The organism is Exiguobacterium sp. s168 (assembly GCF_018619035.1).
Classification (GTDB): domain Bacteria; phylum Bacillota; class Bacilli; order Exiguobacteriales; family Exiguobacteriaceae; genus Exiguobacterium_A; species Exiguobacterium_A acetylicum.
In genome coordinates this window covers 19839-38456 of sequence record NZ_JACSNE010000013.1, presented here as the reverse complement: position 1 = coordinate 38456, position 18618 = coordinate 19839, and the positions used below count along the sequence as shown (strand labels likewise).

Genomic DNA, 18618 nt, shown 5'->3' with positions numbered 1-18618 from the left:
TTTTAAACAAGCGCATGCTACACTATCCATAATGACAAATTTTAAGAATTGGAGTGAACCTCTTGATGAAAAAATGGACTGCTCATGTTGCTGGACTTGCCGCAACGTTGATGTTGAGCTCGGTTTTACCCGCACCCGCTTTCGCTGAATCGCCACCTGCTCAACCGACGGTAGAAACACAAACAGTCACCGAGACGACCGGGATAGCTTATTTGAACGAGGATGCTGCGTTGCTACAAACGGCTGATTCCACAACGATCATTCAACAACTACCAGCAGGAACGACATTGAAGACACTCGGCACGGACGGTGACTTCACTCGTGTCAGTTGGCAAGAAGGTACTGCGTATGTCGCAACAAACGCGTTAACGCAAACAGCACCTGTCTTTCAAAAACAAGCTACGCTGATGTCGAAAAGTCCACTCTCATTAGTTGCTTCACCATTTGATCCCACCGTCGTGACGCCACTTCCTGCCTATCAGCGAATCGATACATACGGCACTTTCGACACGTTCACGCGTCTGAAATGGAACGAACAATACGTCTACGTACCGACGGCACAACTCGAGCAACTTCCGAAATTAGTTGGAAAGCGTTATGCCAAACGAACGACTTCTCTTTTCGTTGAACCGAAGACGACGAGCGCGAAGTCAGCTGTCACTCAAAATCAAGCATTCGAAACGTTCGGTACGACGGGGACTTTCACACGCGTGGCCACTAAAACGGGTTACGCCTTCGTATTGACAACTGATTTAGCTGATGCGCAGGTCGAAAATTACCCGGAAACGGGTCTGCGTTATGCCAAACGAGCGACTTCCCTTTTCGTTGAACCGAAGACGACAAGCACGAAGACAGTCGTCGTTCAAAATCAAGCGTTTGAAACGTTCGGTACGACGGGTACTTTTACACGCGTGGCGACTAAAACGGGTTATGCCTTCATATTGACGGCTGATTTAGCAGATGCGCAGATCGTGAACCATCCGGAAACAGGGCTACGTTACGTCCAACAGCAGACGACGGTCTATGCTACTGCGACTACGAAAGGAAAAGTCGTACAATCGCTTCCTGTGAATACTTCGCTTCAAACGTACGGCATCGAGGGTTCATTTACACGAATCAAACGAAACGACGAGTATGCCTATGTGCTGACGGCACATCTTGGTACATTGAAATACTATCCGAAGACTGCACGCCTCTATGTTCAGCGTGCTACACCGATCTATTCGGATGCCAAATCTTCAAGTCCTGTCTTAAAGCAACATCAAACGAATACGCTGCTGACGGTGTATGGCACAAGCGGTGCCTATAGCCGGATCATCTTCCGTGGAGTTCATGCTTACGTCAAGACAGCTGATCTCGGTACTGGAAAAGTCTATGCATCAACCGGGACACGATACGCGAAACGCAACTTGTCCGTCTACACATCTGCGTCGACGAAGAGCAAAATCATGTATTCCGTCAAACGAGCTGATAAGCTAACGATTTACGGAACAAGAGGCAGTTACACACGCTTGAAAAAAGGATCGGTCTACGGTTACGTCAAGACGACGGATCTCGTCACGAAAAAGCCGGATCTGTATGACGTCACTGGTCAACGCTACGTGACGGAAGACGATGTCGTCATTCGTTCGCAGGCAAAACTATCGGGTAAAAAAATCGGTACATTAAAAAAAGGGACCTCGATTTCGATTTACGGAAAAAGCGGTTATTATACACGCGTCAAATATAAAAACACCTTTGGTTTCGTCGATTCGAGTCGTATCGGACTGAACAAGCCGACGGCAAAAGCAAAAAAAGGCACGACATTTTATGTCCATCTGGACCAGACGCCACTCTTCTCTGCCGACGTTGCTTACAGTCGCCCAGCTGCCTATTTGAAGAAAGGGACGAAATTAATTGGTCTAAAATCAATTGATGATGACTTTTGGCAAGTTCGCCTGGCAAATGGTCAAACCGGTTACGTCCTCAACCCTTATATCAGCACGAGCAAACCCGATATGGGACTGACACAAAAAGCGATCGACCGGGCGAAAATCTATACGGTCAAACAGACGACGTCGTTCTTTGCGAGTCCGACAAGTCCAAAAGGCAGCGGACTCGTTGAACAAGGCAAACGGGTTTATCCGCGTCATCGAGTCGGAAACTTCTATGTCATCCAGTCAGGCTGGACACCTGTTTATCTTCCTGTATCCGCTGTGACGATCACGTCCGATAAACGGGTCGTTAAAAAGAATAATACGCGTGGTGAAAAGCTGATCCAAGCAGCAGTCCAACATATCGGCACACCATACACATGGGGTTCGCAAGATGCCGTGAACGGTGGTTTTGACTGTTCCGGTTTGATTCACTACGCGACGAACAAGGCTGGAAAATACGGTGGTCGGACGAACGTTCGTGGCTACTGGTACGGTGCTTTCTTTACGAATCGCCGGACGAGTATTGCAAGCGGTAAACGCTCGGATATCGTCTTCTTCCAGAACACTTATACAGATGGTCCATCGCATATCGGAATCATGCTCGATAGCGAACACTTCATCCATGCAGGCGGTTCACAACTTCAAATCAACTCGATTTACGAACCGCGTTGGCAAGAGCATTTCCTCGGATTTAAATCGATGTAAGACAAAAAAGACGAATCCGTCGAAATCGACGGGTTCGTCTCTTCTTATCGCAATACGTTAAAATGTCATCTCGACGTATTTCGTTACTTGTCGATCCATCAAGTATAACTCGATCTGTTCACGGTAGGCTTTATAGTGATCGGATGCGATATGCGCTTCAAGTGCCTCTTCATCACGATACACTTCATACAGCATGAATTGATGCTCATCCTCGATCGATTGATGTAAGGAATAACGTAAGCACCCTTCTTCTTTTTGTGAGGCATGATAGACCGTTTGTAGAATCGGGAAGACTTGATCCGCAAGTCCTGCTTTGATTGTAAGTACAGCGTTGACGACGATTTCTCCCATGTTTCATTATCCCCTTTCGTGATTACCTGTATCTGTACCCATTTTCACGAAAAGACACACGTCAAAGGAGCCTGAAGATGCAAACTCAACTTTTTGAAGCACTTGAACAATTCGAACCCACGATGATCGCGTTACGTCGTGATTTTCATCGACATCCGGAACTCTCTTTCCAGGAAGTCCGCACACCAGAACGAATTGCAAACTTTTATGCGGAGCAGGGCATCCCTCACGAAACAGCCGTCGGAGGTCGTGGTGTCGTCGCGACGATCGAAGGCAAACAACCTGGTCCGACGATTGCTGTTCGTGCAGATTTTGATGCCTTACCGCTTCAAGAAGAGACGACACTCGCTTTCCGGTCGATTCACCCTGGTGTCATGCATGCATGTGGACACGATGGGCATACGGCGATGGTGATGGCCCTTGCTGCTACACTCTATCCATTACGGGATCAATTGCAAGGAACGATTCGAATCATCCACCAGCATGGTGAAGAGGTCTTTCCCGGTGGCGCGATCCAAATGATTGAAGCCGGGGTCCTCGAAGGCGTCGATGCGATCTTCGCGACACATCTCGAAAATGATTTACCGGTCGGTACGATCGGTTTTCGAGAAGGACATACATTATGCGCGATCGATGAATTCGAAATCATCGTTCACGGTCAAGGCGGGCATGCCCAGGCACCGCACAAAACAAAAGATGCGCTTGTCGCCGGTGCACAACTGGTCTGTAACCTCCAACACCTTGTCAGTCGACGGGTCGATCCGTTCGAACCCGCTGTCCTTGCGATCGGGTCCTTCCATGCGGGAACGGCTCCGAACATCGTCACAGGTGAAGCACGCATCGTCGGGGAGATTCGGACGTTCAACGAGACACTACGACATCAGCTCCGACAAGAAGTCGACCTTATCGCCAAAACAACGTGTGCCGGCATCGGTGCCACCTATTCGATTGACTTCACGACGGGTTACCCGGCGCTTTGGAATCATCCGGACGAGACAAAACTCGTTCAGGAAGCCGCTTCTTTCTTACCGGAAGCATCTGTCCGGTCACTCACACCGATGATGGCGGCGGATGACTTCGCACATTACTTAACGCACGTACCGGGTAGTTATTTCTTCACCGGCTCCGGATATACGGACGGTCGCGTCAATCATCCACAACATCATCCGCAGTACGAGATCAACGAACAGGCGTTGTTGGTTGGTGCGAAAACACTCGGAGCGACCGTTTTACGTGCCTTGAAACCTAAGGATTGACTTTTTTTCTTTGTGAATGGTATCATCACAACAATGATAACGAATGACATCAACTTCATATACCCTTATCAAGAGTGGACCGAGAGATCTGGATCGATGACGTCCCAGCAACCTGCGCATAGCAAGGTGCTACGACCAGCAAAGCGAAAGCTTTGGTTGATAAAAAGCGGCGACTCCTTTTGCAACCAAGCGAAGGAGTCGTTTTCGTTTTTCTCGCTGTCAGACATACAATGGGAATTTCCCACGGAGAGGAAGATACGGATGGAAAAAGCAACATTTGCAGGTGGATGTTTTTGGTGTATGGTGACACCGTTTGAAGAATTACCAGGAATCGAGGGAATCGTATCAGGTTACATGGGTGGACACGTCGATCACCCGACATACGAGCAAGTTAAAACAGGAACGACAGGACATCTCGAAGTCGTTCAAATCACGTTTGATCCGAGTCTGTTCCCGTACGAGCGTCTGCTCGAACTCTACTGGCCACAAACGGATCCGACGGATGCAGACGGTCAGTTCCAAGATCGCGGCACGCAGTACGCACCAGCAATCTTCTATCATACGGATGCTCAGCATGAAGCAGCGATCGCTTCTCGTGACACTCTTGCTGCAAGCAATCGTTTCAAACAACCGATCGTGACGCGGATCGATGCCGCTTCTGAATTTTATCCAGCGGAAGAGTACCATCAAGACTTCCATAAGAAAAATCCAGAACATTATAAAAAAGATCGTGCTGCTTCTGGTCGCGATGCTTTCATCGAGCAAGAATGGAAAGATACGACGACGGTCTAATCACCTCGAACCATATACAGTAGCTGAGACTGATTTCAAGCATCTCGTTCTTCCCCTACTTTCCAGTAGAAAGTGGAGGATGACCGAGATGTCATTGGAGTCAATTTTTTGTATGTAAACCAACTGCTTTGTCCTTTGCGTCACCCTTGCATAAATTTGTAATCGTTTACAAATGAAGTTTTTTGTTTTACGGTTAATAAAAATTAACCGGTTAAAAAGGAGATGATTGGATGGAACAAAAAGCGATTCATATACTGAACAGCTATGAACAATTGAAGGTGATCAGTGATCCATTACGAACAAAAATTCTTATGTTTCTCGTCGAAAAACCGCATACGGTGCATCAGTTAGCCCACTTGCTGACGTTATCCCGCGCGAAGGTCCTTTATCATGTACGGGAACTTGAAAAGCATGACTTAATTCGCCTCGTCCGGACAGAAGAACAGGGCGGCAACTTGTTGAAATATTACCAAGCGATTGCCCGAGGATACATTCCTGCTGATCACCTTCTGAACTTCGTCGAGACAAAAGAGGCGACTCGGCAGTCGTATCTTGAGGTACTCGACCGGGCAAAGACACGCGTCCTTACGGCTCCGACAGCTGCTTTTGCTCCCGTATCTTCGAACGTCGAGGACTGGATGAGCTTATCGCTTCAAAAGGAACTAACGATGTCTGAAGCCGACTTTCAACGGTTTGCTACAAAATATCGTGCTTTATTAGACGAGTTCACACAGTCTCCACCTGACGAAAAAGATCAAAAGCACTTTTACATCATGACGACTGCTTTAGCAATTGATGAACCACTGTTTGAGAATGACGAGGTTTAAATCGGAGGTGCCCCATGCTACCTGTTGAAATGGATATGCAACACTCGCTGTTTAAAAATCGATCCTTTTTATTTTTATGGGGGTCCGGTATGTGCTCTGCCCTTTCGTTATCGATGTATCTGTTTGTTGAACAATGGTATGTCATCCATACGTTAAACCAAGCATCCTATCTTGGATTCGTCCTCATGGCTACCTTGTTACCCCGTATTTTTCTCATGTTATTCGGTGGCGTCTTATCCGATCGCTATAAACGTTCAACGATCATGCGTATCTCGAGCGGTCTACGGATCAGTTTCATTCTTTGTCTTCTCGTTTTACTTCATGCCGATCAGCTTACGTTGCTGACGATTTTAGGATTCGCCTTGCTGTTTGGTAGTGTGGATGCATTTTTTTCGCCGGCGAATGCTTCCTTACTGCCTACACTCGTTCCGAAAGAACAGCTCACTAAAGCCAATTCACTGATTCAGACATCTAATCAAATCGCCCTTTTTTCAGGTCCGATTCTTGGTGGAGTCATCCTCAGCTATTCCTCTTACTCGTACGTCTTTCTTGTGATTTTCGGGACACTCTGTCTGACACTTCTTTTCACGTATGGTATTCGTGAATCTAAGATCAAGCGATCGCTTCAGCATTCAGCGCTCTTCGAACTAAAAGAAGGGCTGCATTACGTCTTTCACTTTCAGCAACTCAAGCAGACACTTTTTCTTATCATCTGTGTCAATTTCTTTTTCTTTGGACCACTCTTACTCGGAATTCCACTACTCGTTCATGATGTGCTTCAGGGAAGTGCGATGGATTTAAGTTATATGCAAGGGGCTTATCAAATGGGAATGCTCGGAGGGGCGCTCTGGAGTGGTTTTGCGCAGATGAAAGAAATTAAGCTTACCTCATCGGTCCGATTGATTGGTGCCTTAGGTCTGCTTCTCTTCCTGCTTAGCCAAGCCCAGCAGATGTTGTTGTACCTGATCATCCTTTTATCACTTGGTGTCCTTTCTTCGATCATCAATATTCGCTTCATTACGTTCATCCAGTCTCAGTGTGCGGAACAGACGATGGGACGTGTCATGAGTGTCGTCAACGCAGCGTCAAACGGTCTCGTTCCATTATCTTACGCGCTCCTCTCGTTTTTACTGTCGTTTCACGTTTCGATCACGACGATCATGTTGTACAGTGGTCTTCTTATCCTTGTTTTCTCACTCTATTTCAGAAAACGTATTATTCAAGTAGAAGACTAGTCAAAAAAGACAGTGGATTGAAATTCCACTGTCCTCATTCTGCATTCGATTATTATGAAACACGTTCTACCTGATCCTTCGCCTTCTCTTCTGGTGCTACGACTTGATACCGCTTCAAGACAAAGATCCCGCATACCATGACGGCGAGACCGATGAGCTGACCGAACGATAAATCAATTTGTGGTAAACCGAACCAACCGAACGTATCGACAGCGAGAGCAAAGCTTAACTGCGAAATCAGAACGACAGAAATCGCGACGGATGGACCAAGCAACTGAATTCCACGCATGACACAAAAGACGACACCAACACCGACGAGTCCGCCGAACCAATAGAGCGGCGATACGTTTTGGATTTGCCCAATCGTTCCACCACGAAACAGGACATAGGTGACACTTGCTCCGACGAAACCGACGAAGAAGACCAGCGTCGTTGTCGCCCATGCACCGAACGCGTCACTCATCCGAGCATTCAGTACCGTCTGTAAACTGATCAACATCCCTGCCAACACGGCACACACGATGCCCATTACCATGTTCGTTCCTCCTTACTCATAGCTGTTACCGTTCGCCTTCTCGCGAATCCGCTCCAGATCGACGATGATGATTTTCCCGCGTCGTCGAACGAGAATCTCTTCTTCACATAATTTCGTGATGATACGGTTGAGATGACGATAACTCGTTCCAAGCCAGTCAGCGACGTCATGTAAGTTCGACGTCCGCATCTCCTGATAAAATAAACTGTCACTGGCTTCAGAAGCAATCGACAACAAATATCCCGCAAATCGCTCCTCGACGGTATACAACACATGGTGCGACGCTGATTTCGAGTCGGCATACCATTTTGCTGTGATCGTCCGTAATAGGAATTGCAGAAAGACGTTCGTCGTATTGTGCTCGCGTAAAATCGCATATGGCACGCTCAACACCTCGACGTCGGTCACCGCTTCGACCGTATTCAATACTTCCCGTTCATTGATGAATTCGGCGTCACCAATCACCGTCAGAGGTGTCTTGAATCGCAGAATCCGTTGTTTCCCTTCTGACGAGGCAGCAGAAATCTTGACCTTGCCTGCGACGATGAAGTACATCCGGTCAATCGATGCCCCTGTCGTACAGAGGAGTTCTCCTTTTTGGAAGGTTTCTTGACGCAACCAAGCGCGCGTCTCTTCCGTCAAAATCGCATCGAGTCCATACTGTTGAATGACGGTTTCCATGTTCATTCCCCCCTTTAGACAAGTGAGAAAATCGCAACTCCCGCAAGCATGAGACCCACACCAACCCACTGACCACGATTTCCTTGTTTTTTTAAGACACCGAACCATCCTTTTAAATCAATCAGAAAGGCACATAGAATCTGTGCGACGAGTAATAGACACATCGCCCATGTCATCCCGAGTTTTTGGATTGCTGTCAGTTCCGTTACGACGACTAGCACGCCAATCAAACCACCGCTCGCATAAATCCACGATAACTGGCGGAAGCCGCCGATTTTCCGGTCTCGTACGAAACTGTAAATGGCTAAACAACCCATCAGACCAACAAAGTGGACAATCAATACAGACAACCACGGTCCGACGCCTGTCGCAAGGCGCGCATTGAATATGCCTTGCAGGGCGATGAACAGACCGCTCATCAAAGCAAACACGACTCCTTGCACGTCATCTCCTCCTTTAATCTCTACACTAGAGTAGACCTTACTCGTGCCCTACTTGAAAAGGACAAATGTCCCATTTTCAAAAAAACATGAAAAAACCCGCTGTCCACAAGTGGAATCACGGGTCCCTCACTATATGCTCATGTCGTAAAACGAGTCGTCGTTTGTTTCAGCTGTTCCTCTGCTTCCGTCATCATGCGCGTAAACAACTCTGCAACAGTCGGCACGTCATGAATCAATCCCGCAACCAGTCCAGCGTTGACATACCCTTTCTCCTCATCGCCCTCAAGAGCACCTCTGATATGATACGACTCATTCGTCTGATCGAGAAAAGCAGCAGGTGTCTCTGCTGTGAGTCGTTCGACGTAAGGACCATCAAGGACACGTCGGACGAATCCGACGGAACGTCCGATGATGCGTGTATCGGTATCGGTTGCCTCCATTAAGTGCGCCTTGTATGCCGAATGAACCTTCGCCTCTTCCGTCGCGATCAACCGTGTTCCGAGTTGGGCGCCAGCCGCACCAAGTAACAGAACAGCTGCCAGTCCACGACCGTCACCGATTCCACCCGCTGCAAGGACGGGAATGTTGACCCGGTCGACGAGCTGCGGAATCAAGGTCAGCGTCGTTAACTCGAGCGGCGAATTGATACCTGCCGCTTCAACTCCCTCCGCTACGAGTACATCAGCACCTGCCTGTTCTGCCTTTAACGCCTGTTTGACCGAGGCGACAACGGCGATCGTTTTGATGCCAGCAGCTTGAAGTCGCTCTATGTACGGAGCCGGGTTTCCTGCCGACAAGGAGACGACCGAGACCTTTTCTGAAATCGCGAGATCAATCAGTGCTTCCGTATAGGGAGACACCCGAATCGCGATATTCAAGGCAAATGGTTGATCCGTCAGCATTCGTGTCTCGTGGATCCGCGACGCCACTTCATCGACCGACAATGTCCCGCACCCGAGCGTTCCGAGTCCTCCGGCATTCGACACCGCTGCCGTGAGTGCCGCATGACTAATGTTACCCATTCCTCCTTGGATCAAAGGATACCGAATTTTAAAGATCTCACAAATCGGAAACATGTCTTCCCTCCGTTCTCGCCTTCACTCACATGCTATACTTACATGGAATGAATAGTAATTCATCTTATTATAGAAACGAGGTCATTCTGTTATGAAAATTCCGTATCAATCGATTCATCCGAACGTCGCCTCCGATGTATTCATCGCTCCTGGTGCTTATCTGATCGGAGACGTGACGATCGGTTCCGAGTCTACCGTCTGGTTCAACGCTGTCTTACGCGGTGACGAAGGACCGATTACGATTGGGAAACGATGCAGTATCCAGGACAACGCGACGATTCATCTATATGAAGGGGCACCCGTCGTCATTGAAGATGAAGTGACGGTCGGACATAACGCGATTTTACACGGTTGCAAAATCGGACGTCGTTCGATCGTCGGAATGGGTGCAACCGTTCTTGATCACGCAGACATCGGTGAAGAATGCATCATCGGGGCGAATACATTAATTCCGTCGGGAAAAGTTTTCCCACCCCGTTCGCTGATCATCGGCTCACCCGGTAAAGTCGTGCGTGAACTAACAGAAGCAGATCTCGCGATGATTCAGGAGTCGATTGATTCTTACGTCGATAAAGGATATGCCTTCCGAAACATCCTCGCAGAATCAGCTGAACAGAATACATCTGAATGACACGAATGCGGGGCGGATCAACTGATCCGTCCCGCTCTTTCATGTATTGTTCTTATCGCTCCGCAAACAGCGGGTGTTCCGCTGCGTCGTACGAAGCACTGCGTTGTGACACATCGTGCGTCTCTTCAAAGATTGATTCGAAGAACCGACTTGCTGGCTGTGCGAGCAATCGGTAATACTGTTCGAACAAGAGCGCCGCATGGTGTCCGCTCCAAGCATCTGGTAACAGTTCCTGCGGTAATCCCGGATCCGTGAAAAGGAACTTCCGGTACTCATGCACGAGCATCGTCCGTTCGACGAAACACTGTTCATCCGTCATTTCTCCGAGTTGGAGCTGACTCTGATGGACGATGTATTGTCGACTGTAATCCGTGATGAACGTCTCGTAACGTTCCTGCAATTCCTCTAGCGGAAACGCACGCTCGACGAGGGATTGGTCCTGTTTTGGACCATGGTATTCACCGACAAAGAAATCGACATACTCTTCGATTTCGTATGCTTCAATCAATCGTTCCGCCTCTTTTTCAAGCGGGTTCGGTGAAATCCAGACCCCGTTCGATAAGTTGCCAAACCCACTCCACGTCAGTTCTTTACGAAGCTCGTCGCGAATTTGTCGCTTATCCTCGGGAATCGTGTACATCAGCGTCCGCCACTTCCCGTCCCAGTCGTGCGGTGTTGATTTATAGATCCGGCGCGCGGCTTCCTCCATCCGCTCCACTCCACGTGGCGTCAACGAATAGAAACTTTTACTTCCTTGCTTCTCAGAGACGAGCCAGCCTTGTTTAACCATTCGGGATACCGCGACCCGAACGGCTTGTTCGTTATGTCCGAACTCTTTGACGAGTCGAATTAAACTCCCGACCCAGATGTGATTGCCGTAATGCCGGATATAATCGCCGTAAATCGTAAAAATCATTGATTGGGTGTTCGCACTCATGGTATTCACTCTCTCTTCAGTCGTTCATAGTGTGTATCGTTAGTATACGGGTTATTTCAAACGTCGACCATCCTCATCTTCCTTCAAAGCGTGGTGCCCGTTTTTCAGCGAAGGCTTGTAGCGCTTCCTGACGATCTGCGGTCGGGATGACGACTTCATAGGCTTCCGTTTCGAGCTGTAGTCCTCGTTCGAGCGAGACATCCCGCCCTTGATCAATCGCTCGCTTCGCTTGACGCAAGGCGATGGGACCGTTTTGTAACATTTGATTAGCAAACTCAAGACAGGTTGTCATCAACGCTTCCCGGGCGACGACAGCGGTCGCGAGTCCGTAACGTTCTGCCGTCATCGCATCGATTTTTTTCGCTGTGAAGATCAATTCCTTCGCCCGTGTCTCCCCAATCAGTCGCGGCAAGCGTTGTGTTCCGCCAGCCCCAGGAATGATTCCGAAGCTAGTCTCCGTCAACCCGACGAGGGCATCCTCGACGAGAAAGCGGAAATCACAGGCAAGGATCCATTCAAAGCCACCACCGAGCGCGTGCCCATTGACGGCAGCGATTGTCGGTTGGGGTAATTGTGCGATCGACGTGAAGACGTTGCGAATCGCAAGGACATTACGTCGGACTTCTTCTTCATTCAACTGCACGCGTTCTTTTAAATCGGCGCCGGCACTGAAAGCTTTACCGGTTCCGGTGAACAGGACGACCCGCGCTTCCGAGTCGACCGACAACGCATCGACTTGTTCCTGCAAGGCGACAAGCGTCGGGTAATCGAGACAGTTTAAGCGTTCCGGGCGATCAATCCGGACGATCGCGATATAGCCTTCTCGTTCTAAGTGAATCATATGAGTCCCTCCCGATCGACGACGAGGGCAATCCCTTGTCCGACTCCGACACACATCGTCGCAAGACCATACGTCCGGTTCGTCCGGCGCATCTCATGCAATAATGTCGTCAAAATCCGAGCACCACTCGCACCCAGTGGATGACCGAAAGCGATCGCTCCGCCATTGACGTTGACTTTTTCTGTCGGTAGACCAAGTACTTCGATACAAGCAAGACTTTGAGCCGCAAAGGCTTCGTTTAACTCGATCTGATCGAGCTGTTCGACCGTCAACCCTGCCCGCCGGAGGACTTTTTTTGTCGCGTCGATCGGTCCAATGCCCATGATGGCCGGTTCGACCCCTGCTGTCGCACTCGCTCGGTAATACCCGAGAGGTGTCAAACCGAGTGCCTTCGCTTTTTCTTCACTCATCAATAACAGCGCCGACGCACCGTCGTTGACGCCAGATGCATTTCCCGCTGTCACGGTACCGTTCGGGAATAACGGACGAAGCGTCGACAGTTTTTCACGTGTCGTCTCAGGACGGGGATGTTCATCGCGGTCGAAGACGCTGACGTTACCTTTCCGGTCCGTCTGCGTGACCGCAACTAGTTCCTCAGTAAAGCGATTTGCCTCGATCGCTTGTTTTGCGCGTTGCTGGCTCTCAAACGCAAAGTCGTCCTGCGCTTCGCGTGAGATCCCGTACTGACGGGCGACGTTCTCAGCTGTTTCCGGCATCGAATCCGTTCCGTATTGATCTGCTAAACGATCATTGACGAACCGCCAGCCAATCGTCGTATCGTACATCGTCTGATTGCCACGTGGGTTGGCTTGATCCGGCTTCGCGAGAACGAACGGTGCACGCGTCATGCTTTCCGTTCCACCAGCGATATAGATATCGCCTTCACCTAAGGCAATTCCCCGCGCTGCCGCGATGACAGCATCGAGTCCTGATCCACATAAGCGATTGATCGTCGTACCGGCGACTTCGACCGGTAGACCAGCTAGTAGTCCAGACATCCGGGCGACGTTACGATTGTCTTCTCCCGCCTGATTCGCATTGCCGAAAATGACTTCCTCGATCGTCTTCGGATCGACTTGTGGATTACGTTCAAGCAATGCTTCGATGACACGTGCTCCTAAGTCATCTGGACGAACCTGACGCAACGCGCCGTTATAGCGACCGATCGGTGTCCGAACGGCATCGATGATAGCGACACGTCTCATGATGTCACCTCACGATTCGTATAGTCATAGACGCCACGACCTGTTTTACGACCGAGTCGACCCGCTTTGACATACTGTTCGAGTAGTGGTGCCGGACGGTATTTTTCGCCGAGCTTCTCATGCAGATACTTTAAGTTATGGAGTCGAGTATCGAGTCCGACCAAGTCCCCGAGTTCGAATGGTCCCATCGGATAGTTTAAGCCGAGTTTGATTGCTTTATCGATCTCTTCTGGTGTTCCGAGTCCTTCTTGTAACATGTAGAACGCTTCGTTTCCGACGAGCGCACTGATCCGCGAAGTCACGAACCCCGGAAACTCACGGATGACGACCGTTTCCTTCTGCATCTGACGCGCCACCTGCTCAAGAGCTGCGACCGTCTCATCCGACGTTTCAAGACCACGAACGAGCTCGATCAGTGGCATCAGATGGACCGGATTGAAGAAATGCATCGCCATGACCCGGTCCGCGCGGTTCGTAAAGGACGCGATTTCCGTCGGACTCATCGTTGACGTGTTCGTCGCAAAATAACAGTCCGGTCGTGCATGTGCTTCTAACGTTTCAAAGACTTGCTGTTTGATGCTCAGTTGTTCCGGTACCGCTTCAATGACGAGATCCGCTTGTTTCGCTGCCGTTGCCAAATCCGTCGACAGACTCAGCCGATCGAATAGTCCCTCGACCTCGTTCGCGGACATCTTGCCTCGCGTGATGCCTTTCTCTGCGATACGTTCGAGTTCTTGATACGCACTTTCAACATACGCTTCTTTGATATCAACGAGTGTCACCTGAAATCCGCGGTGTGCGGCAACATACGCAATGCCACGTCCCATGACGCCGGATCCGACGACGACGATTTGTTCTACCATCTAATTTCCCCCTTATCCCCTGTGCTGTTAAAAAAGGCTGGACTTCCCGACGGAACTCCAGCCTTCCCTCTTGCTTATAGTCCGAACGGATTGAGTGGACGACTGCCGTAATACGACAAGATACTCTTCGTTTCTGTGTACAGATCAAGTGTTTCGATACAGAGTTCACGACCGAAGCCCGATTGTTTATAGCCACCAAACGGTGTACCCGGGAAAGCAGAGAACGGACAGTTGACCATGACGATCCCGGCTTTGATTTGATTGGCGACACGTGTCGCTTTCGCGCCGTCTTTCGTCCAAACGGCTGAGCCGAGTCCGAACGACGTATCGTTTGCTAAACGAATCGCTTCTTTTTCATCTTTGAACGGCATGACGACGACGACCGGTCCGAAGATTTCTTCATTGACCGCTTTCATCTCGTGCGTGACGTTGGTGATGATCGTCGGTGCGTACCAGAATCCTTTTTCGTATCCTTCTGGTGCTGAAGCGTGACCGCCTGTGACGATCGTTGCCCCGTCCGCTTTCGCCGACTGGACATATCCATCGATGACATCGACTTGTTGTTGGTCAATGATCGCTCCAACGTGTGTTCCTTTATCGAATGGGTTACCGAGGACGAGTTGTTTTGTCTTCGCGACGAACTGTTCCATGAATGCTTCGTAGATCTCCTCGTGGACATACAGGCGCGAGCGCGCTTCACACGATTGACCGCTGTTATAGAAGATCCCGAACAACGAACCATCAACGGCTGCCGTTACGTCTGCATCTTCAAAAACGATGTTCGGTGATTTTCCACCGAGTTCAAGTGTGACTCGTTTTAGCGTCTCCGACGCACGTCCCATGATGTCTTTTCCGACTGGAGTCGAGCCCGTGAAGGCGACTTTATCGACGTGAGGATGTTCGACGAGATGGTTGCCGATCTCGCGTCCAGATCCCGGGATGACGTTGACGACACCTGCTGGTACACCAGCCTCTAGACAAATCTCACCGAGAATGATGGCTGTCAACGGTGTCAATGTCGCTGGTTTGACGACGACCGAACAACCGACCGCAATTGCTGGTGCGACTTTCCAAGCTGCCATCATCAACGGATAGTTCCACGGAATGATTTGCGCACAGACACCGACCGCTTCCTTTTCAGTGTAGTTATGGAATTGTCCCGGTACGTTATTGACGACACCGCGGTGACCGACGATCGCACCTGCATAGAACTCGAAGTCTTCAATCGCTTGCGTGACTTGCCCTTGCGCCGCAGCCAGTGATTTCCCCGTATCAAGAATCTCCAGTTCGACGATTTCGTTGAAACGGGAACGCATGATGCTCGCAATCTTATTCAAGATTTGTGCCCGACGTCCGACCGGCCACATCTTCCACTTTCCGTGATCAAACGCATCGCGTGCCGCTTGAACGGCACGATCGGCGTCTTCCTTCGATGCTTTTGCGACATCCGCAATCACTTCGCCCGTTGCCGGATTATATGTTTTGAACGTCTCGCCTGTTGCGCCCTCAACTTGTTCGCCGTTGATGAGCAAGTGATAGACGGACCGTTTCATTTCAAGTGTTTTTTCATGTACTGTCGACATTGTATTCACTCCTGTTCCTGTTGATTGAAAATCGGTGATCGTTTTTCGAGAAATGCTTGCATGCCTTCTGTTTGATCGGCTGTCGCGAACAAGAGATAGAAGTTACGGCGTTCGTGCTCCATCCCATCCTGTAACGATAAATCGACAGCTTTGTTTGCCGCATCCTTGATCAATCGTAACGCCATACTCGGTTGGTTCGATAACCGCTCTGCCATCGCCAGCACCGTCGCTTCGACGTCAGCCGTCACCCGGTTGATGATACCGAGTCGTTCCGCTTCCTCTGCCTTCATCCGGTCACCGGTGAAGAGCCACTCGAGCGCCCGCGTCCGACCGATACATTTCGTCAAACGCTGCGTTCCGCCTGCTCCCGGCATGACGCCGAGTCCGACTTCCGGGAATCCGAACTGCGTCTCCGGATCGGCGTAGATTAAATCACAAGCGAGTGCCAGTTCGAAGCCGCCGCCAAGGACGAAGCCGTGGACACCTGCGATGATTGGCTTTTTGATTCGGCTGATCCGGTCCCAGTCCGCGAACGGATCGAGGAGTTCCATCGAAATCGGTGTCGCTTCGAGCATCTCCTCGATATCGGCACCTGCTGAAAACGATTTTCCGTTTCCCGTCAAGACGATGACCGTCACCCGATCGTCGCGGTCAAACGCCTCCATCGCCTCGACGATTTCCCGGACCATCGTCCGGTTCAGCGCATTGTATCGTGCCGTCCGGTCGAGTCGAATCCGACCGATCCGATCGACCATTTCCGTCTTAACGTACTGTTGTGTCGGCATGGACATCTTCACCAATCATCAATGTGACGAGATCCCCTGCAAAGCTCATCAAGTCTTTCCCGGATGCTTTTCCTTCGAGCGAACGCATACCTGCTTGCATCGCTTCCTGACTTTCATAGACCATCTCGCACATCAAGTAATACTTTCCGTCTCCGCCCATTGGTGAGCCGACGATTTTTGTGACGTTCATTTCTTGCAGTCCTGGAATTTTTGCTGTCAATGGACCATGGACCTCAAAGTAGTGCTGATCGAATGCTTCCTTGTTTTCCGGATGTTTGTAAAGTGCGATTAATTTTGCCATATTGATTACCTTCCTTCACATGAGAGTAGAGACGGGTTTCATCGCCTCGAATGGATTTTTACACGATTTACAGTAGAGAATACTCCGACATGCCGTTGGTCCGAATAAGTTTTCCATCGTCACATACGTCGATCCACAATACGGACAGTCAATCTCCCACTTCCCTTGTTCAAACCGTGGGGGGGCAATGCCGAATGCCTTTAATCCTTGCATGCCTTGTTCCGTGATCCGGTCTGATGTCCACGGTGGATCAAACCGAAACTGGACGTCGACCTGTTCGACGTTCGGAATCACCTGCAAGGCGGATTCGGTATTTTTTTTGATGATTTCAAGCGCCGGGCAACCGAGAAACGTCGGGAGAAGCGTGACGCGCACTAGGTAACCATGCTCCGTCGCTTCCGCGTCCATCGTCTCGACCATGCCAAGATCTAAAATACTGACGCTATCAATTTCCGGATCCTTCACCCCGTTCAGGGCTTCTCGGATCGCATGATGGAGTGTCGTCGTCATGCTTCCCTCTCCTTTCACCACGTCGCTGTCTGATCGATCAAGTAAACTTCTCCGAGCGTTGAAAGCGCGTCATTCAAATCTTCCGTGTGATCGCCGTCCCGCCCGTTACGCGTCATCTGCATTTCTGGAAGCGTCACGTTCAATTCGACGAGTAACGGTGTGATCGTCTGATACCAACGATCGAGTAAAATCCCTTGCCCTTCGATCAACCGCATCTCTTCGATTACTTGACCGTGTTCGCCATAATCGAACATGTCACCGAAGTCATAGAGGACTTTTTCTAGGGCTGCATCCATCTTCTGGCGTGCCGTCTCCGTCGATTGATAAAGCTGAGTGAACCATGTTTGCCAGTGCAGCAAATGATAGTACAGTTCCATGTTGATCTTGACGGCAGCCGTAGCGAGTGGCTCGTAACTGCTCGATTTCAAGGCATCAATCCGGATCTTTTTCGCGACCGTGTAGCAATAGTTCCGCACGACGGCGAATGCCCAGTCATATTCAGGTTTCTCCATATAGTAGCCAGGTCCGTTGACACGTTCGACGAGAATCGAATTCTTCCGTTCATGTGCTAGTCGGACATGAGCTAATGCATCAGCATTCCCTTCGCCGAGTTCCTCGAGGAGTTGGTAGTACATCGCTGCGTGTCCCATCGAATCTTGTGCGATCGAAGACGAAGCGACATCCTCTTCGATATGCGGTGCGAGTCCGAGCCATTCCGAACCGCGGTACGCGTAGAGGAAATCATCATCCGCGAGTTGATAGAGTAAGGAGGCGAGTGCCGTCCGTTCTTGTTCCGTCATTTGGAGTCGCCTCCTTGCCAAGACATGATCTCTTTTTCATCGAGCATCTGTTGCTCGTAATGCCGCCATTTCTTCTTCAAGTAGCCGTATCCTTTCGTCGTCCGGTAGTCCTTATTATCAAGACGTTGCAACATCTGCTTCTCATCCGGTGACAAACCACGGATATCTTCGCGTTTGACGACCCAGATGTCGACGACCGGTTCCCGGCGCATGAAGTTTTCTTGTGCCATCAGTAGCGCCATCTCCTTATTCGGAGCGAGCAAGCTGAATTGATGGGTGAACGCCGCGTTCGACGTCCGTTTGCTAAAGACTTCGAATTCGTGATAAAACGTCTCATTCATCGTG

21 protein-coding genes and 1 riboswitch are annotated in these 18618 nt (G+C 49.9%); of the genes, 6 read left to right on the top strand and 15 right to left on the bottom strand.

Annotation, left to right across the window (positions count from 1 at the left end; genetic code table 11):
* The first annotated feature begins 65 nt into the window (after window positions 1–65).
* Window positions 66–2621, top strand: a complete 2556-nt coding sequence (locus tag KNQ15_RS09295; RefSeq protein WP_231925685.1) for a C40 family peptidase — start codon at window positions 66–68, stop codon at window positions 2619–2621.
* Between the two features lie 57 nt (window positions 2622–2678).
* Here KNQ15_RS09295 and KNQ15_RS09290 read toward each other — a convergent pair whose 3' ends face one another.
* Window positions 2679–2972 carry a putative quinol monooxygenase gene (locus KNQ15_RS09290; RefSeq protein WP_029340705.1) on the bottom strand — a complete coding sequence of 98 codons (294 nt, stop codon included), beginning with the start codon at window positions 2970–2972 and terminating at the stop codon, window positions 2679–2681.
* 77 nt (window positions 2973–3049) lie between these two features.
* Between KNQ15_RS09290 and KNQ15_RS09285 the strand changes: the two genes are divergently transcribed.
* The 4 genes from KNQ15_RS09285 (at window position 3050) to KNQ15_RS09270 (ending at window position 7082) form a co-directional block, all read left to right on the top strand.
* Complete coding sequence (locus tag KNQ15_RS09285; RefSeq protein ID WP_214728996.1) at window positions 3050–4228, top strand: M20 metallopeptidase family protein; 1179 nt, start codon at window positions 3050–3052, stop codon at window positions 4226–4228.
* A 62-nt stretch (window positions 4229–4290) separates the two neighbouring features.
* Window positions 4291–4394: riboswitch (SAM riboswitch) on the top strand.
* A 95-nt stretch (window positions 4395–4489) separates the two neighbouring features.
* Window positions 4490–5020, top strand: a complete 531-nt coding sequence (gene msrA / locus KNQ15_RS09280) for a peptide-methionine (S)-S-oxide reductase MsrA (protein WP_214728994.1) — start codon at window positions 4490–4492, stop codon at window positions 5018–5020.
* Window positions 5021–5250: 230 nt separating this feature from the next.
* On the top strand, window positions 5251–5847 hold the full coding sequence (locus KNQ15_RS09275; protein WP_214728992.1) for a winged helix-turn-helix domain-containing protein: 597 nt from the start codon (window positions 5251–5253) through the stop codon (window positions 5845–5847).
* A 14-nt stretch (window positions 5848–5861) separates the two neighbouring features.
* Window positions 5862–7082 (top strand): MFS transporter, encoded by a 1221-nt coding sequence (locus KNQ15_RS09270; protein ID WP_029340701.1) that lies wholly within the window; start codon window positions 5862–5864, stop codon window positions 7080–7082.
* A 52-nt stretch (window positions 7083–7134) separates the two neighbouring features.
* Here the strand turns inward: KNQ15_RS09270 and KNQ15_RS09265 are convergent, their stop codons facing one another.
* From KNQ15_RS09265 to KNQ15_RS09250, 4 genes are all read right to left on the bottom strand, one after another.
* Window positions 7135–7617: a DMT family transporter gene (locus KNQ15_RS09265; protein ID WP_029340700.1), complete on the bottom strand. Its 483-nt coding sequence runs from the start codon at window positions 7615–7617 to the stop codon at window positions 7135–7137.
* A gap of 12 nt (window positions 7618–7629) precedes the next feature.
* Entirely contained in the window at window positions 7630–8298 is a 669-nt protein-coding gene (locus KNQ15_RS09260; protein ID WP_214728990.1) for a Crp/Fnr family transcriptional regulator, read from the bottom strand.
* A 14-nt stretch (window positions 8299–8312) separates the two neighbouring features.
* Window positions 8313–8741, bottom strand: a complete 429-nt coding sequence (locus KNQ15_RS09255; RefSeq protein ID WP_214728988.1) for a DMT family transporter — start codon at window positions 8739–8741, stop codon at window positions 8313–8315.
* A 137-nt stretch (window positions 8742–8878) separates the two neighbouring features.
* Window positions 8879–9817 (bottom strand): NAD(P)H-dependent flavin oxidoreductase, encoded by a 939-nt coding sequence (locus KNQ15_RS09250; protein ID WP_214728986.1) that lies wholly within the window; start codon window positions 9815–9817, stop codon window positions 8879–8881.
* A gap of 91 nt (window positions 9818–9908) precedes the next feature.
* Between KNQ15_RS09250 and KNQ15_RS09245 the strand changes: the two genes are divergently transcribed.
* Window positions 9909–10448, top strand: a complete 540-nt coding sequence (locus tag KNQ15_RS09245) for a gamma carbonic anhydrase family protein (protein WP_029343369.1) — start codon at window positions 9909–9911, stop codon at window positions 10446–10448.
* A gap of 52 nt (window positions 10449–10500) precedes the next feature.
* Here KNQ15_RS09245 and paaX read toward each other — a convergent pair whose 3' ends face one another.
* From paaX to paaB, 10 genes are all read right to left on the bottom strand, one after another.
* The gene (gene paaX, locus KNQ15_RS09240) at window positions 10501–11385 is read right to left on the bottom strand and encodes a phenylacetic acid degradation operon negative regulatory protein PaaX (protein WP_047391534.1); all 885 of its coding nucleotides are present in this window, start codon (window positions 11383–11385) and stop codon (window positions 10501–10503) included.
* 73 nt (window positions 11386–11458) lie between these two features.
* Window positions 11459–12226 carry an enoyl-CoA hydratase-related protein gene (locus tag KNQ15_RS09235; RefSeq protein WP_214728984.1) on the bottom strand — a complete coding sequence of 256 codons (768 nt, stop codon included), beginning with the start codon at window positions 12224–12226 and terminating at the stop codon, window positions 11459–11461.
* Window positions 12223–13431 carry an acetyl-CoA C-acyltransferase gene (locus KNQ15_RS09230; RefSeq protein WP_047391543.1) on the bottom strand — a complete coding sequence of 403 codons (1209 nt, stop codon included), beginning with the start codon at window positions 13429–13431 and terminating at the stop codon, window positions 12223–12225. The genes KNQ15_RS09235 and KNQ15_RS09230 overlap by 4 nt, the downstream gene beginning before the upstream one ends.
* Window positions 13428–14294: a 3-hydroxyacyl-CoA dehydrogenase gene (locus tag KNQ15_RS09225; protein ID WP_214728982.1), complete on the bottom strand. Its 867-nt coding sequence runs from the start codon at window positions 14292–14294 to the stop codon at window positions 13428–13430. Before KNQ15_RS09225 ends, KNQ15_RS09230 begins: the two co-directional genes overlap by 4 nt.
* Before the next feature lie 74 nt (window positions 14295–14368).
* The gene (locus KNQ15_RS09220; RefSeq protein WP_029343364.1) at window positions 14369–15877 is read right to left on the bottom strand and encodes an aldehyde dehydrogenase family protein; all 1509 of its coding nucleotides are present in this window, start codon (window positions 15875–15877) and stop codon (window positions 14369–14371) included.
* Window positions 15878–15882: 5 nt separating this feature from the next.
* A complete protein-coding gene (locus KNQ15_RS09215; RefSeq protein ID WP_029343363.1) occupies window positions 15883–16662 on the bottom strand; it encodes an enoyl-CoA hydratase/isomerase family protein in 780 nt (259 codons plus the stop codon).
* A complete protein-coding gene (locus KNQ15_RS09210; protein WP_023466996.1) occupies window positions 16640–16963 on the bottom strand; it encodes an EthD family reductase in 324 nt (107 codons plus the stop codon). The genes KNQ15_RS09215 and KNQ15_RS09210 overlap by 23 nt, the downstream gene beginning before the upstream one ends.
* A 15-nt stretch (window positions 16964–16978) precedes the next feature.
* Window positions 16979–17473 (bottom strand): 1,2-phenylacetyl-CoA epoxidase subunit PaaD, encoded by a 495-nt coding sequence (gene paaD / locus KNQ15_RS09205; RefSeq protein WP_029343362.1) that lies wholly within the window; start codon window positions 17471–17473, stop codon window positions 16979–16981.
* Window positions 17474–17487: 14 nt separating this feature from the next.
* A complete protein-coding gene (gene paaC / locus KNQ15_RS09200; protein ID WP_029343361.1) occupies window positions 17488–18273 on the bottom strand; it encodes a 1,2-phenylacetyl-CoA epoxidase subunit PaaC in 786 nt (261 codons plus the stop codon).
* Window positions 18270–18614, bottom strand: coding sequence for a 1,2-phenylacetyl-CoA epoxidase subunit PaaB (paaB, locus tag KNQ15_RS09195; RefSeq protein ID WP_214728980.1), 345 nt, complete (start codon window positions 18612–18614; stop codon window positions 18270–18272). Before paaB ends, paaC begins: the two co-directional genes overlap by 4 nt.
* Window positions 18615–18618 lie beyond the last annotated feature (4 nt).

Coding starts and splice junctions, on each gene's coding strand:
- KNQ15_RS09295 (WP_231925685.1), top strand. CDS start 66: ATGAAAAAATGGACTGCTCATGTTGCTGGACTTGCCGCAACGTTGATG.
- KNQ15_RS09290 (WP_029340705.1), bottom strand. CDS start 2,972: ATGGGAGAAATCGTCGTCAACGCTGTACTTACAATCAAAGCAGGACTT.
- KNQ15_RS09285 (WP_214728996.1), top strand. CDS start 3,050: ATGCAAACTCAACTTTTTGAAGCACTTGAACAATTCGAACCCACGATG.
- msrA (WP_214728994.1), top strand. CDS start 4,490: ATGGAAAAAGCAACATTTGCAGGTGGATGTTTTTGGTGTATGGTGACA.
- KNQ15_RS09275 (WP_214728992.1), top strand. CDS start 5,251: ATGGAACAAAAAGCGATTCATATACTGAACAGCTATGAACAATTGAAG.
- KNQ15_RS09270 (WP_029340701.1), top strand. CDS start 5,862: ATGCTACCTGTTGAAATGGATATGCAACACTCGCTGTTTAAAAATCGA.
- KNQ15_RS09265 (WP_029340700.1), bottom strand. CDS start 7,617: ATGGTAATGGGCATCGTGTGTGCCGTGTTGGCAGGGATGTTGATCAGT.
- KNQ15_RS09260 (WP_214728990.1), bottom strand. CDS start 8,298: ATGGAAACCGTCATTCAACAGTATGGACTCGATGCGATTTTGACGGAA.
- KNQ15_RS09250 (WP_214728986.1), bottom strand. CDS start 9,817: ATGTTTCCGATTTGTGAGATCTTTAAAATTCGGTATCCTTTGATCCAA.
- KNQ15_RS09245 (WP_029343369.1), top strand. CDS start 9,909: ATGAAAATTCCGTATCAATCGATTCATCCGAACGTCGCCTCCGATGTA.
- paaX (WP_047391534.1), bottom strand. CDS start 11,385: ATGAGTGCGAACACCCAATCAATGATTTTTACGATTTACGGCGATTAT.
- KNQ15_RS09235 (WP_214728984.1), bottom strand. CDS start 12,226: ATGATTCACTTAGAACGAGAAGGCTATATCGCGATCGTCCGGATTGAT.
- KNQ15_RS09230 (WP_047391543.1), bottom strand. CDS start 13,431: ATGAGACGTGTCGCTATCATCGATGCCGTTCGGACACCGATCGGTCGC.
- KNQ15_RS09225 (WP_214728982.1), bottom strand. CDS start 14,294: ATGGTAGAACAAATCGTCGTCGTCGGATCCGGCGTCATGGGACGTGGC.
- KNQ15_RS09220 (WP_029343364.1), bottom strand. CDS start 15,877: ATGTCGACAGTACATGAAAAAACACTTGAAATGAAACGGTCCGTCTAT.
- KNQ15_RS09215 (WP_029343363.1), bottom strand. CDS start 16,662: ATGCCGACACAACAGTACGTTAAGACGGAAATGGTCGATCGGATCGGT.
- KNQ15_RS09210 (WP_023466996.1), bottom strand. CDS start 16,963: ATGGCAAAATTAATCGCACTTTACAAACATCCGGAAAACAAGGAAGCA.
- paaD (WP_029343362.1), bottom strand. CDS start 17,473: ATGACGACGACACTCCATCATGCGATCCGAGAAGCCCTGAACGGGGTG.
- paaC (WP_029343361.1), bottom strand. CDS start 18,273: ATGACGGAACAAGAACGGACGGCACTCGCCTCCTTACTCTATCAACTC.
- paaB (WP_214728980.1), bottom strand. CDS start 18,614: ATGAATGAGACGTTTTATCACGAATTCGAAGTCTTTAGCAAACGGACG.